Origin of the sequence: Ohessyouella blattaphilus, assembly GCF_024721265.1 — a bacterium.
GTDB lineage: Bacteria > Bacillota > Clostridia > Lachnospirales > Lachnospiraceae > Aequitasia > Aequitasia blattaphilus_A.
The window spans coordinates 23,398-37,924 of the sequence record NZ_JAMXOC010000020.1; the positions used below are offsets into that span (position 1 = coordinate 23,398).

General features: G+C 42.0%; 13 protein-coding genes. 11 read left to right on the forward strand and 2 right to left on the reverse strand.

Going from position 1 to position 14,527, the window contains the following annotated elements; all coding sequences use genetic code 11:
* Positions 1–140: 140 nt before the first annotated feature.
* The 3 genes from NHH16_RS11910 (at position 141) to NHH16_RS11920 (ending at position 4,096) form a co-directional block, all read left to right on the forward strand.
* The gene (locus tag NHH16_RS11910) at positions 141–1,556 is read left to right on the forward strand and encodes an aspartate ammonia-lyase (RefSeq protein ID WP_262069831.1); all 1,416 of its coding nucleotides are present in this window, start codon (positions 141–143) and stop codon (positions 1,554–1,556) included.
* A gap of 80 nt (positions 1,557–1,636) precedes the next feature.
* Positions 1,637–2,764, forward strand: a complete 1,128-nt coding sequence (locus NHH16_RS11915) for a linear amide C-N hydrolase (RefSeq protein WP_262069832.1) — start codon at positions 1,637–1,639, stop codon at positions 2,762–2,764.
* Between the two features lie 135 nt (positions 2,765–2,899).
* Positions 2,900–4,096 carry an ATP-binding protein gene (locus NHH16_RS11920; RefSeq protein WP_262069833.1) on the forward strand — a complete coding sequence of 399 codons (1,197 nt, stop codon included), beginning with the start codon at positions 2,900–2,902 and terminating at the stop codon, positions 4,094–4,096.
* Positions 4,097–4,166: 70 nt separating this feature from the next.
* Here the strand turns inward: NHH16_RS11920 and NHH16_RS11925 are convergent, their stop codons facing one another.
* Both NHH16_RS11925 and NHH16_RS11930 read right to left on the reverse strand, forming a co-directional pair.
* Positions 4,167–5,417 (reverse strand): ammonium transporter, encoded by a 1,251-nt coding sequence (locus tag NHH16_RS11925; protein WP_262069834.1) that lies wholly within the window; start codon positions 5,415–5,417, stop codon positions 4,167–4,169.
* 88 nt (positions 5,418–5,505) lie between these two features.
* Positions 5,506–5,844: a P-II family nitrogen regulator gene (locus NHH16_RS11930; protein ID WP_262069835.1), complete on the reverse strand. Its 339-nt coding sequence runs from the start codon at positions 5,842–5,844 to the stop codon at positions 5,506–5,508.
* A 324-nt stretch (positions 5,845–6,168) separates the two neighbouring features.
* Here NHH16_RS11930 and NHH16_RS11935 point away from each other — a divergent pair, with 324 nt between their 5' ends.
* The 8 genes from NHH16_RS11935 (at position 6,169) to NHH16_RS11970 (ending at position 14,514) form a co-directional block, all read left to right on the forward strand.
* Positions 6,169–6,492 (forward strand): prepilin-type N-terminal cleavage/methylation domain-containing protein, encoded by a 324-nt coding sequence (locus NHH16_RS11935; RefSeq protein WP_262069836.1) that lies wholly within the window; start codon positions 6,169–6,171, stop codon positions 6,490–6,492.
* 40 nt (positions 6,493–6,532) lie between these two features.
* Positions 6,533–11,152 carry a type II secretion system protein gene (locus NHH16_RS11940; protein ID WP_262069837.1) on the forward strand — a complete coding sequence of 1,540 codons (4,620 nt, stop codon included), beginning with the start codon at positions 6,533–6,535 and terminating at the stop codon, positions 11,150–11,152.
* A 26-nt stretch (positions 11,153–11,178) separates the two neighbouring features.
* Entirely contained in the window at positions 11,179–11,700 is a 522-nt protein-coding gene (locus tag NHH16_RS11945; RefSeq protein ID WP_262069838.1) for a hypothetical protein, read from the forward strand.
* Entirely contained in the window at positions 11,697–12,035 is a 339-nt protein-coding gene (locus NHH16_RS11950; protein ID WP_262069839.1) for a hypothetical protein, read from the forward strand. Before NHH16_RS11945 ends, NHH16_RS11950 begins: the two co-directional genes overlap by 4 nt.
* Positions 12,036–12,037: 2 nt before the next feature.
* On the forward strand, positions 12,038–12,646 hold the full coding sequence (locus NHH16_RS11955) for a type II secretion system protein (RefSeq protein WP_262069840.1): 609 nt from the start codon (positions 12,038–12,040) through the stop codon (positions 12,644–12,646).
* Positions 12,647–12,792: 146 nt separating this feature from the next.
* Complete coding sequence (locus tag NHH16_RS11960) at positions 12,793–13,230, forward strand: prepilin-type N-terminal cleavage/methylation domain-containing protein (RefSeq protein WP_262069841.1); 438 nt, start codon at positions 12,793–12,795, stop codon at positions 13,228–13,230.
* Between the two features lie 32 nt (positions 13,231–13,262).
* The gene (locus NHH16_RS11965) at positions 13,263–13,718 is read left to right on the forward strand and encodes a hypothetical protein (RefSeq protein WP_262069842.1); all 456 of its coding nucleotides are present in this window, start codon (positions 13,263–13,265) and stop codon (positions 13,716–13,718) included.
* A 25-nt stretch (positions 13,719–13,743) separates the two neighbouring features.
* A complete protein-coding gene (locus NHH16_RS11970; RefSeq protein ID WP_262069843.1) occupies positions 13,744–14,514 on the forward strand; it encodes a prepilin peptidase in 771 nt (256 codons plus the stop codon).
* Positions 14,515–14,527 lie beyond the last annotated feature (13 nt).

Genomic DNA, 14,527 nt, shown 5'->3' on the forward strand with positions numbered 1-14,527 from the left:
GAGAATTTATTTTTCTTTAATAAAGTGGTTTTCCGTAAATACATTATTATCTTTGAAGCTGCCCTGTGTCTATATACGTCTCCTAAGCTCCGTGTTATGCTCACCTTGTCATTAAGATAAAAAAAGAGAGGTATTAGATAATGAAAAAAAGAACGGAATATAGACGAGAAAGTGATTCTATCGGGACGTTAGACGTACCAAAAGAAGCGTATTACGGAGTCCAAAGCCTTCGTGGGAAAAACAATTTTTCCATTAGCGGCGAGCGGATGCACCCGGTGTTTATAAAATACATGGCATATATAAAAAAAGCGGCCGCCCAGACGAATTTGCAGGGCGGTAAGCTAAATGCAGATAAAGCGACAGCCATCGATCAGGCCTGTGATGAGGTGATTGGGGGGAAGCTTAGAGATGAGTTTATCGTGGATCCGATTCAGGGCGGAGCCGGTACTAGCGCAAATATGAATATCAATGAAGTGATTGCCAACCGGGCAGAAGAAATCCTCGGAGGTAGCAAAGGCGCTTATGAATTTGTCCATCCGAATGATCACGTGAATATGGCCCAGTCTACCAACGATGTGATTCCTACCGCTGGTAAGCTGACAGTATTGGAGCTGATTGACGACCTAGGCATAGAAGTAAAGCGTCTAGAGGAAGCGTTAAAAGCAAAAGGTAAAGAATTTGACGATGTGATTAAAATGGGTAGAACCCAGCTTCAAGATGCTGTTCCCATGCGCCTAGGTCAGTCCTTTACCGCTTATGGAGAAATGGTGGCAAGAGACTTTCGCCGGCTAATGGCAGCAAAGGCTAGTATGGAAGAAGTCAATCTGGGAGGGACGGCTATTGGTTCAGCCATCAACGTGCCTAGATATTATCTAGACAATATTGTGCCTATCCTGGCGGAGTTAACGGGTTTTCCTTTGCATCAATCAGCGAATTTATTTGACGCCACCGAGAATTTGGACGGCTTTGTAACCGTCTCAGGAGTACTGCGGACGTGTGCCGTTAACCTATCTAAAATGAGCAATGATCTGCGGTTACTATCTTCTGGACCGAAGACAGGACTTAGAGAAATCAATCTGCCGGCTAAGCAAAATGGTTCATCGATTATGCCAGGCAAAGTAAATCCTGTTATTCCTGAGGTGGTTTCCCAGGTGGCGTACCACGTAATCGGTCACGACGTGACCATCACCATGGCCGCCGAAGCTGGTCAACTAGAGCTAAACGCTTTTGAACCAATTGTATTTTTCAATCTTTTTGAATCCCTAGAGACGTTACGGGGAGCCATCCGTACTCTTACTGATAACTGTATCAGCGGAATTACCGCCAATCGGGAACGCTGTCGTGAGCTTCTAGAACATAGCGCAGGTCTTACCACGGCTCTATGTCCCCATATTGGTTATAAGAAGGCCGCAGTTATCGCCAAAGAAGCATTATCTACCGATCGTCCGGTAAGAGAGATCGTGATGGCTGAAAAGCTTTTGCCCCAAGAAGCGGTGGAAGAGGTGCTTGATCCCTACGCCATGACCGAGCCCGGGCTTCAAAGAGTAAAAGGTTAGGAGACATTGCTTTTTCATGTGGTCTCAGATATTATTAGGATGGAAAGTTTACTAATAATTACAATGAGGGGGATTTACAAATGAGCAAAAAATGGATACGAAGATTGGCGGCCGTGGTGGCGCTAGCACTTATGATGGCAAGTTTGACTGGTTGTAAACAGTCCCAAAATGCCTCGGCGACGAAAGCCGCGAAGGAAGAAAAAAGTATCGAAATCAGCCCTGCTGAATATAACACTTTGGATTCGCTAGAGCAGGTGTCCGATGATTTTTACTTTATGGATTATCAGGCGGATTACGCACTGGATGAGATGTTAGCCTTGGGAGCTACCAATACAGAAGAGCTGGCATATCAAGTGTCGGAAAAAGTCCTTCACGGCCTACCTTTTGCTAATACGATTCCGTCTTTAGGGTGTTCGGCCTTTACTTCTGTGACACCAGATGGCGAGTATCTTCAGGGGCGTAACTTGGATATTGCCGATGCCCAGAATACGTTAATTAGAACTCAGCCAAAGAACGGGTATGCTAGCCTAGCGACGGCTAGTGGGTTAGCTCTTGGGTATTATGATTACATGCCAGAGGATAAGATGGGGCAACTTAATCTTTTGGCGGCACCTTATTATGTCGTGGATGGTATTAATGAAAAAGGCTTTAGTGCGGCCATGTTGCTATTGTACGCAGCTCCACCGGTGGCTCAAAACACAGGAAAGACTGCCATCACTACTTGCATGGCTATTCGCTTAATGCTTGATAAGGCCGCCGATGTAGAAGAAGCCGTAGCGTTATTAGAAGAGTACGATATGCATAGTATTGCCAACTCAAATATTCACTTTCAGCTAGCAGATGCCCAGGGTAACAGCGTAGTTATCGAATACGTAAATGGAGAAATGCGTAGGCTTACGCCCGAAGAATACGGTCATGTGGTTACGAATTACTTTTTAAGTAAAGATGTAGTGGAAGAGTACCGCGACGGCGAAGATCGTCTCCAGATTTTACAAGCTGCCCTAGATGAACACGAAGGTGTAGTGACGACAGAAGAAGCGATGGCTATGCTAGAAAGTGTAATTGCTAACGATGATTATGACGAATTAAGTGGTATTAATTATAATACATCGTATAGCATGGTCTTTAACAACTCGAAGAAAAGTGTAGATATCTGCACAGGTAAGAATTACGATAAGGTCTATAGCTTTGACGTAGTTCCCCAATAGTGCAAGCAAAAAGGCGCGATCGAACCTAAAGATATAGAGAAATAAAAAGAAAAAAACGATAGATATTTCGATACAACAAAATAAAAGTTGAATCCAAGGATAAATTTCGATATAATCAAGTAAAAAGGAGGGCCTATGATTAGACGAGAAAATTATCTAAAAAAAATCAGACCGTTTTACGATAATGAACTGGTGAAAGTTATTCTTGGTATTAGACGGTGTGGTAAGTCTGTCTTGCTACAGCAGATAATTGAAGAGTTACAAAATAGCGGGATAAAAAAAGAACAGATTATTTCGATTAACTTTGAAGATTTACAGTACTCTGAGATAAAAGATGCCCAGGCTTTAAATGATTATGTGCTGGATAAAGTTGTGAAAAGTAAAAGAACATACTTATTTTTTGATGAAATTCAAGAAGTTGATTCATGGGAAAAGGCGATCAATTCTTTTCGGGCAACATTAGATTGTGATATTTATATTACTGGTTCGAATAGTAGACTTATGACGGGTGACTTAGCCACATATCTTTCGGGTCGTTACATAAGTTTTAAAATAATGCCATTTTCTTTTGCGGAAACATGTCTCTACAAAGGTTTACGTAGAGAACAGGTGGATGAAGAATTAATGATGGAATATATGAAATGGGGAGGTATGCCTCAACTGTTACAATTCGAAAATGAAAATGAGAAAAGAGCTCTTCTTCAGGATTTATACAATTCAATCGTTCTAAGGGATGTGTTAGAGCGTTATAAAATAAAAGATGTTGGCATATTGAATCGGGTGTTAGAGTATTTACTTCAAACACCATCGCAGTTATTTTCGGCGAATGCTGTTTCCAAGTATTTTGAGAGCATCAGTCTTAAAATATCAACAGAGACTTTATATAACTATATTGAATACGTAACTTCGGCTATGATAATTGAAAAAGCTAAGCGCTATGATATTAGAGGGAAAAGAGTTTTAACGAGAAGTGATAAAATATATCTAACGGATCTTGGGTTCAGTGCAATCGCTAATACCGGAAAAAAAACCGAGATTGGAGCTCTTCTAGAGAATATAATTTACAATGAACTAATTGTAAGAGGGTATCAAGTTTATGTTGGCAAAACGCGACAAGGGGAAATTGACTTTGTGGCGACAAAAGAAGGACAAAAAGAATACTATCAAGTAGCCTATTTGTTAGCGACAGCAGATGTGGTTGAAAGAGAGTTTGGCGCTTATAAAGAGGTGATGGATAATTATCCTAAGTATGTTCTTTCCCTTGATCGCTTTGATTTTTCGCAAAATGGGATCATTCATAAAAACATAATTGATTTTTTAATGGAGCTTTGACGTAGCTCCCCAATAATACAAGAAAAAGGATATCGCCATTTCGGCGATATCCTTTTTGAGCATTTAATGATTAAAGTCTAAAGTTAAAGTCAGCGTAGGCACTAGAACCGTGTTCGTGAAGATCAAGACCTTCTTTTTCTTCCTCTTCGCTAGCTCTAAGACCGATGGTAACATCGATGAGCTTGAAGACGATAAAGGCGGCGATAAGAACGTATACTAAAGTGGCAGCTACACCGAGTGTTTGGGTGAGTACGGAATAATCGTCGCTAAAGACACCGGTTAGGATAGTACCCATGGCACCGCAGACACCGTGAACGCTGATCGCACCAACAGGATCGTCAATCTTTAGTCTCTGGTCGATGAAGGTAGTGGAGAAGACCACGACCACACCAGCAATGGCACCGATGATGATAGCGGCGAAGGGGCTTACTGTATCACAACCAGCAGTGATGGCTACTAGACCAGCAAGGGCACCGTTAAAGGTCATGGACACATCAGGTTTGCCGTAGCGCACCCAAGTGACGATCATGGCCATCAATGTAGCAGCTGCCGCCGCCAGGTTAGTCGTTACGGCGATATCGCCAAGGCTAGTAGTAGCGGCAGTGGTAGAACCACAGTTAAAGCCAAACCAGCAGAACCAGAGGATAAAGACACCTAGAGCTGCCAGTGGTAAGTTGTGTCCAGGGATCGCTTTGGCCTTGCCGTCTTTGCCGTATTTACCAATTCTAGGACCAAGAATCTTGGCGCCCACTAAGGCGCAGACACCACCGACCATATGAACAGCTGTAGAACCGGCAAAATCATGAAAGCCCATTTCTGAAAGCCAACCGCCACCCCAGATCCAGTGTCCGGTAATGGGATAGATAAAAATACTGATTGCGGCGCTATAAGCTAGATAAGCTAGGAACTTGGTGCGTTCTGCCATTGAACCAGATACGATGGTTGCGGCCGTGGCACAAAAGACTGTGTGAAAAATAATAAAGACGCCGATTGGTAGGCCGTTAAAAAGACCATCTGCTCCCGCTAGTTTCGTGGGGTTAAAAAAGCCTTTACCGCCGATGATACCGCCGATGTCATCACCGTGCATTAAAGCAAAGCCGATAACAAAAAAGAATAAACTACCAAGGACAAAGTCCATCATGTTTTTCATTAGGATATTCCCAGAGTTCTTCGCTCTGGTAAATCCTGCCTCACAGCAAGCAAAACCAGCTTGCATAAAATATACGAGAAAGGCTGCTATCATTGTCCACATGATGTTCATCAGTAGACCAGTAGCTTCTATACCATCCATTCCGTTTTCTATTAGTTGTGCTAAATCCATGTCAATTCCTCCTTAGAATAAAAAAGATAATCGTGAAGGAACTTCACAATTATCGTCTTTGATAATAGTCAATATGCAGTTAGAATGCTTAAACAGCATCACTTCCGTGTTCTCCGGTACGAATACGCACCACGTCTTCCACGTCATAGACAAAGATCTTACCATCGCCGTATGTGTCTGTCTGAATTTCGGCAACGATTTTGTCGATTAGCGGCTCAGCAATCTCTTTGTGAATAATGGTTTCTACCTTCACCTTTGGTAGCAGATTGACATTATATTCAGCACCTCGGTAGTATTTCTTATGTCCTTTTTGATGACCATAACCCATAATGTTGGTTATCATCAAGCCGTTCACATTATTTTCATCCAATAATGCTTTTAGGCTTTCCAGCTTTTCAGGCCGGATGACAATTTCTAATTTTCTCATAAAATCCCTCCTCATAGGTAGTGTTGTGGATAATGCATAAAAAAAGGCGCCTTTCCCAGTAGGAAAAACGCCTTTGTTTGTGCATCATTATAGAATGAGGGAAGAAAAATGTAAAGAGGAAATCTAAAAAAAATCTAAAAAATTGTCGAAAAGATACTGAAATCCCGCCATAAAGGTGTATTTTGTGGTATTTTATAAGAGATGGTAATGCTTGTGTAACAAGTTGTGTATATAATGCTAATATGTATAATATGTTTACATTAGGCATAATTCTAGTAAAAATGCATTTTGCGTGTTAGAATTAAGAAAAAGTGGGAAATGAGAATGAATAATAAAAAGGGATTTACGCTAGTAGAACTGGTAGTGGTAATCGCCATTATTGCGATTTTGGCAGCGGTAACGGTTCCTAGCTTTAACGGATATCTAAAACGCCAAAAGGCAGAAGAATGTCGGACTCAGCAGAAGGCATTAGTGCTTCACTTAAAAAGTGAACGCCTAAGGGATCCGAGTATGACCATGGAGAAAGTTATTGATAAGTATAAAAGTGAATTATACTGTTCTGATGGTGGTGATTACAGCGCACCCGATAATAACACCGTATGCTGTAGTAAAGAAGGTCACGGAGAGACCAGCGGTGTAGAGGATTAAGCGATTAACTAAAGAGAATAGAATTTCAGAAGTGGGGATAATGATGAGAATTAAAAAAATATTGAGAAAGAACAAGGGGTTTACGCTAGTAGAAACGATAGTGGTCATTGCGATTATGGCTATCTTGGCTTCTGGCGTTACTTTTGGTGTAATTCAGTACCAAAAGCATGCGGAATTTAAGAAGAATAATGAATATGCCGAGATGCTTTTCCTGGCGACTCAGTCACAGCTCACATATTATAAGTCAAGCGGTGAGTTAGAGGACTTTGCGAAGGAAATTAACGGCGATAAGGTAAGTGCAGAGATTGCTGAATATGCGAAAGACAAGAACGGTCAATTGATTCACGTAGACCTTAAGCCAGGTCTTACAGATGCAGACCTTAAAAAGACAGAGGTTTATAAACTAACAAAAGATTATATTAGCGACAGATCAATCTATAACGGTGCCATCAGGATTGAACTGGATCCTGCCTCTGGTACGGTCTTTTCTGTTTCGTATAGCACGAAAGCCGAGAGCCTCGTCGAAGGCGAAAGCACAAATGAGACCGAAGTCTCTGTAGCCGTAGCCATGCGTGAAGATGAGAGCCTACGAAGAGAGGTAATGCTTGGTTATTACGATACCGATATCCATTTCCGGAAGGTGAAAGAGAAGGAAGATGACGGGGATATAGGGGATATTGATAAACAAACGAGTGGCTTAATCAATGACGAAACCCTGAGAATTGTTTTGGATTTTAAGAACGCTAGTCCGGCGGTGATAGGAAACGGCGTTTATAAGGTGGAATTGTACAAAGGTGCTGGAAATGGTAATGGGAACGGCAATAAAATATCGGAGTTCGTCATTAATGATGGCAGTGCCAATAACACGTTGCCAAGTGCTTATGTATCAAAGCAAGTAAAAACGAAAGTAACATATGGGAAGGTTAATAATAACAATAAGCCGGAGACGGCGGAGTGTATATTCGAAACCTATATAACTGCAGATGGAAAGCTAGGCATTATTCTTGATGCAATGGATATTAGTGCCGTTAGAAAACTAAACGAAACCACCGGCACATCTGCCGCACTCGATAAGGCAACCTATAAAGATACTTATAGTGGGATGCGCTTAGGAATCTTCGGTGAAGAGCTGATTCAAGCGAAAATAACTGTCAGCACGAAAAGCGGTTCCGTAGCAGTGGAACCATTTACGACAAATAAAGAGGCGCCGTTTTTTAAGTGGGATGGTAAGGATAATCAAGGAAACCGCGCCGAACGTGAGATTGGGTATCCACGGCACTTGTATAATATTCGGTTTACGGAAGAGAGAAATGAAGGAAAGCCTTATATTTTAAAAAGTGATATTGTCTTCGGTGAAAAAGCGGAAGGGATTCATTCGCCGGCCGTATTTGATAATGATGCCAAGAATAATCTGCTTAAGGACGAAGCGTATTTTCCGGCTATTCCGGTTCTGAAGTCAGGTCATAAAATAAGCGGAGAAAGTACGGTAAATGGGAAAGCCACACAGTATAAATTAAAGAACTTTAAAGTGGGGCTTAATGAGAATGACGAGAAACAATCAAAGACCCTCGGCATTGTAAGTGATAATAAAGGCACCATAGAAAAGATGTTTGTTGAGAACATAGAGCTAAGTGATAAGCTTGGTCTTGAGGTGGATGGTGCTGGCGGTCTTGCGGCAATTAACAATGGTACAGTAGAAAAGTCAGTTGTAGAAAACATTACAATTACCGGGGCGGATAACGCCAAGCTTGAAGGTGTAGGCGGGGTTGTCGGAATTAATAAAGGCACCGTGCAGAAACTGGAAATAGATAAGACGGACTTGGCTTCTAGCGAGAATATTGTGCTTGATAGCGTCGGCGGGATTGTGGGCAGTAATGAAGGTAGAATTCACAATGTGTATTTGAAAAAGGCGACTATCACGGCAGAAAAGGCTGTGAATGTAGGCGGATTTGTTGGAAAGAATACAGAGAGGGGTAGGTTTACTGCAGATACAAGGTATGTAGAAAAGCAGGATAAGTACCGAAACGGAAGTGAGAATATTACGGTTACAGGTGATAGTCAGGTTGGTGGTCTGTTTGGAGCGAATTATGCAGAAACATCTCATAATGAGTATAATGAGTATCTTTCTATTGACGAAGTTACCATCAAAGGAGTATCGCAGGTTGGCGGTCTGATAGGAAGAAACGAAGGTAATATTAACAAAATTCTTGTATTCAAGGCAAAGGTAGAAGCGAGCGGAGATCACGTCGGCGGAGTTATTGGTTATAATACCGCAACCTATGGAATAACCGATGCTAGTGATCCGACGGTGTACCCGCTTATATCGGCTTTATCAGATTATAGTGTGACTGGCGAAAATTATGTAGGTGGAATTATTGGAAGCAGTACGAGTACAGGGGTGTTGCAAAGTACCGCTTTGATAGATTCGTTAGTTAAAGGCAAGAACTATGTAGGTGGTGCGCTTGGCAAAAATGACGGTGTATATCAGTTTGCTTCTCATGCGCCTAAGAGTATTTCAAATGTGAATGTCACGGGAGTTGATTATGTGGGTGGCATCATTGGTGAAAATACAAATTCACTTAAGTACGTAGTGACTAAAGGAACTTCAAATAAGAAAAGCTCGGTTAGTGGTACGAACTATGTAGGTGGTGCACTTGGACAAAACTCTGGTACTTATGAATTCCCGAGTGATAAGCTGGGGGTGACTACTTATGTTGAAGTCGCAGGAAAAGGTAGTTGCGTAGGTGGGATATCCGGTGGTAACTTGGCAACTATAAAGTATGTGGTGGCGCGTAATGTAGATGTAAACGGAGTGAATAGTGTAGGCGGAGCTATAGGAGAAAACAAAGGTACCTATCGATTTGATAATTGGTCGTTTGGCGAGTTAGAAAATATGACGATTACTGGAACGGGATATCGAACGGGTGGTATCGTTGGTGATAATCAAGGGGATAGCGCTTCGATTAGAAATGTAAATATTAAAACGTCCACACTTAACGGCGGTAGATATACTGGCGGGATTGCAGGACGAAATAGTGGAGTTATAGATCATAACTACTGGGGTCAGGTTTCGTTGCTTTTGTCGAAAGTTAAAGGAACGGAAAGTGTAGGTGGCCTAGTGGGGATTAACACAGCTAATGGTGTTGTCTCCGGTAGTGGCGAAGGTGCCTATTGTGTTGAGAATCTCACGGTCGAAGGGACGGAAAGTGTAGGCGGCATTGCGGGTCAGACAGAAGGAAACGCAAGCATCGTGGGCACAAAAGTTGACAATACGACGTTAGTTAGTAGTGGAAATGCCGGTGGACTCATTGGTACTAACTCGGGCACCTTAAGTATGGCTTGGAACAATCAGGTTGCAGGCGTAAAGCTATCAGCGGGAACGGATGCCGGTGCGCTAGTCGGTTTAAATAAGGGATATATTACTGGCAATGCCTCACAGAGAACTCAAGACGTTAATACCTCGCCTGAGTTTGTCGCTGGTAGTGCAGCGAGCAATCGCGGGGGCATTGCGGGTAAGAATACAGGAACAATTAATGGTGTCGTATTTGCAGGAAATATAAGCGCAAGCAAAGGAATTAATTATGGCGGAATAACCGGTTATAATACCGGTGGCGCGAATAACCAGCACGGCATATATAATAGTTATATGAATGGCAGTTTAACTGTTAGTGAGGTGGCGAAGGACAAAGTTCTTGCGATAGGTGGTATTGCCGGAAACAATGCCGGTAAAATCGAGAACTCGGGCTTTTTAAGCGCTTCAAGTGGTGGTCGCGCGAATATCCTTATCGGTCAAGAAAGTGGGAAGCAGCTTGCGTGTCATGTGGGCGGCATTGCTGGTGATTTAAGTCCAGGCGGTAGCATCAAAAACATCACGTATCCGGCGGATGCGAATGTAGGCGTGACCTTACAAATCGGTTACGGATCCCTCGGCGGAATCGCTGGCTATAGTAGTGGCGCCACGATCGATAACTGCACTACGAGCGAGCGAACTGCTTTGCGAGTAGAAGACTCAACCGGTGCAAGTTATCTTGGTGGAATTAGTGGTTATGTCGCTGTAAGCGGAGAAATCAAAAATAGCAATAACGAGTCAGCCATTGACGGCTCCCAGAAGGATAATATTTCGACTGGCGGAATTGTTGGATATTACGATGAAAAGAAGAAGGTAGGCACACAAACATTCCTCATTCAAAATTGCGCTAATTTTGGTACGATTACAAGTGGTAAGTATACTGGCGGGATTATTGGCATTGTTATTAATCAAGCAGATGATAATGCGATTCTTGATAAATGCAGAAATTATGTCAAAGTAGATGGTGGTGCGGGTATGTTATACAGCATTAATCAAAGCGGTAAGGTGGGAGTATCCAATAGTTTTACTTTCCTCACAAGCGCGACACCGTTTATCTTTCAATCACCGGCGGGAACCTTTACAAGCCAGAACGATTTCTACTTCGATAGCAAATTGACAGATTTAAGAGATGATGTTAATAAGACACTGGGCATGCGTCTAGTTAGTGCTAATAACAACCTTGTTACTGACGATGAGCAAGAAGCTATCTTACTTGGAACAGGCGGGTTTGCTCTGAATATTGAGACGTTGACAAAAGCGCAAATGAAGGCGTTAGATCAGAGCGTTACAAGTTATTTTGGCACGCTATAAAGATAGGTATAAAAGTAGGGGTAAGAATGAGAAGACTTAGGAAAATCACAAAAGAAAAAAGAGGGGATGCCATGATCGTCGTCATGGCTATCCTCGCGGTTATGGTTGTCCTAGGAGTAACCTTGCTTTTATCGGCCAGTATGGTTCTCGGGACAGCCAAAAAGAATGTTACTGGTGAGCGCTTAAAGATTATGGCTTCTTCCTTTAGTGAGGTGATAGAAAAAGAGTTAACGTCAACAGGAAGTAGTGAGATAAAAGAGTATGTGAAAAACGCCCTTGATGATAATTGGCCTGCGTATGACCCTGCAGCCGAAACCCAAGCAGATAAAGTGAATAAGGAAATAGAAGTCACTCAAAACAATCAATCGTTTGGCAAACAACTAGATGGCTTTGATGTGGCAGTGGAGATGTATCATTTTAAAAAATCGGGACAGGAAAAATTAGTGGTTACCACCACAACTAGCAAAGGGGATAATAAATATAAGCTTGCCGTCACGTATATCTCTGAGAATGATGGGAACACATGGGAAAAGGAGGGGGTGAAATGATTAAGCTTTTAAAAAGCAAGGACGGCTCGTCCCTTATCTCCACCATTGTGGCCTTTGCTATTTTGATGATGGGGATTGCTGCCTTTACAACTGCGGTAGTTACATCTTTAAAAGTAACGAAAGAAGCAGAGTCTGTAAGGCAAGATGTTCAAGAAAGTATAATAGAATTTTACCAAGGGGACATGGAAGGAGAGCCAGCTATTGCTGGCAGTAGTCGTGTAATTGAGTTTGAAGATCAAGAAGGGAAAAAGTTTTCCATTAGTAATTCGCAAGCTTTTCACTTTTATGATACGGAGACAAAAGTCAGCTTATATTATTTTGAGCAAGGAGAATAGCTGTGTTTAAAGCGATAATAAAACCACAAAACTGCATAGAAAAAAAACGCGGCTATACTTTGGTGGAGTTAATCGTCTCCTTTGCGCTAATCGGTATTTTCATGGTGACGGCAGGTATGGTGTTAGCTAATGCCTACAAGGTGCACACGGAGATTAGCAATTTGTCGAAAGCCCAGACGGTCTCCGATATGATCCTCGAATCCATCTCCAGTGAACTGTCTTCGGCTAAGGCCTATCCCCTTCCAGCACCAGATAGTGGCAAGGTTTTTGATATCTCGGAGCCTGGTCAGGTTAGATTTGTGAATGCCCAAGGCATTCCCACCACGCTTAGTGTTAAATATGATGACAACGATAAGGAAAAGGGCGGCTACTTACAGGTGATTTATCCAGAGGCTGACGTGGAGACAGACGGAACCGCTGAGGCAGATTTTTACTTCGGGAAAAACACGTATTTGCGTAATAAAATTACTGATTTGAAGTTTGAAAAACTAGAAGATAATAAAAATGTAATTACTACCACCTTGACCATTAAGAATCAAATCACAGGTTTTACGTTTACCTCTAAAAAAACCATCCAAATTTATAATGTGAATGGTACAAATATAAACTAGAAATAAACTAAGCGTTAAGAAACAAAAAAATGCTTGAAAGCCCCTTGTAATAAGGGTTTGCCTGTGATAATATCATTCTTGTGAGAAGCAATTAATTATAGAAACAAAACGAAAACTAATTGAGAGTCCTGAGGAGGAAAATGAACATGAAATTATTAGGAAAATTGAGAAACAGATTAAAAAACAAAAAAGGTTTTACCTTAGTAGAATTAATCGTCGTAATCGTTATTATTGCGATTTTGGCAGCGATTCTTGTACCTTCAGTAATGAAGTATATTGATAAGGCAAAAGAACAACAGATTAAAGCGGATGCAAGAGCCATTTATATTGCAGCACAAACCGTTGCGACAGAAGAATATGCTGAGGGAACGCCAGTTGCGGATGGAGATGTTACAGTAACGCAAGCAAAGATTGGCAAGACAGGTCTTCAGGGTGAGATTGCTACACTTGGAGCTATTAAGAAAACTTATTCGGCTAAGATTACTTTTAAAGACAGCGATGTAGATACTTATGTGTTCACGCAAGGTAAGAAAACAGCTACATACGATGGTGAGAAGTGGGTAATTGGAAATACTGCACCATAAGTGATAATTAATAACAAAACAGGAGGATGATTATGGCGATACAGCTTACGTCATCTTCGCTAAATAAGCGTAAATTAATGGTCAAAAGGATCTTAATTTCTTTGCTGGTGGTAATGATAGGTGTGGCAGCGGTTTGGTCCGCTGCCACTCTTTTTAGTACGAAGCAGGAAGCGAGAAGGGCGCTACGAGAGGCTAAGGATATCTCGCTGGCGATTAAGATACAGACCATAAAAGCCGATGCAGATGGGACGACGATTCTAGATCGTAAGCGGACCAGCGGATTTACGAAGGCAGCGGAGGATGAGATTAGAGAATTAGCAGAGGTATCGGGGGATATCTACCTAGTGAGTACGCAGATTAAAAGTACCGGAAACTACCGCTTCTTTTATGAAACAGAAGGGGTTCTGGTAGACTTTACTAGAGGATCTGATGAGACAATCGCGTACAAGGTGTATTCTCATAATAAAACGATACTGGCAAACGACTAGATAAGACTAGATAATGAGGTGTGGGATGTTAATGGCGATGACGGGGCTGCTTTATGTGCTGATTTTTTTTGCGGGAGCAGCGATTTTCTCGTTTTTAAACGTGGTAATTTATCGGGTGCCACTGGGAAAGGACTTTACAAAGGGGCGAAGCTTTTGTCCTAGTTGTGGACACGACTTGACTTTTCTCGATATGATACCAGTCTTTGGCTGGTTGTTTTTAGGTGGAAAATGTCGGTACTGTAAGACGCGGATATCACCGAGATATGCTATAGTCGAGCTCTTTGGCGGGATTATAGCGGTTTTCTTATGTTTTTTTTATGGAAATTATGCGAAAAGTGTAACAGTTTTCGCTTTTTTTGCTATACTTACAGTAATTGCTTTAGTGGACATGGATACTATGGAAATTCCGGATGGGTTTATTGTGGCAGTGTTAGTAATCGGAGTGGTGTCTTTTTTTACCATGCCAGAGCTACACTTCGTAGAACGCATTGTGGGATTTTTTAGCGTTAGTTTATTTTTGCTCCTGATTGCCCTTATTATTCCTGGGGCCTTTGGTGGCGGTGATATTAAGCTGATGGCAGCAGCTGGTTTGATTATGGGCTGGAAATTAAATGTTTTGGCGCTCTTTATCGCCATCTTAGGTGGTGGCTTTTATGGAATTATCCTGCTAGCAAGGAAGAAAAAAGGTAGAAAAGATCACTTTGCTTTTGGTCCTTTTCTCTGTCTCGGGTTAGCGATCTCCCTTTTGTGGGGCACGGAGCTTATTAACTGGTATCTAAAATTTTGGAATTTGTAGCGGGGAGGGTTTG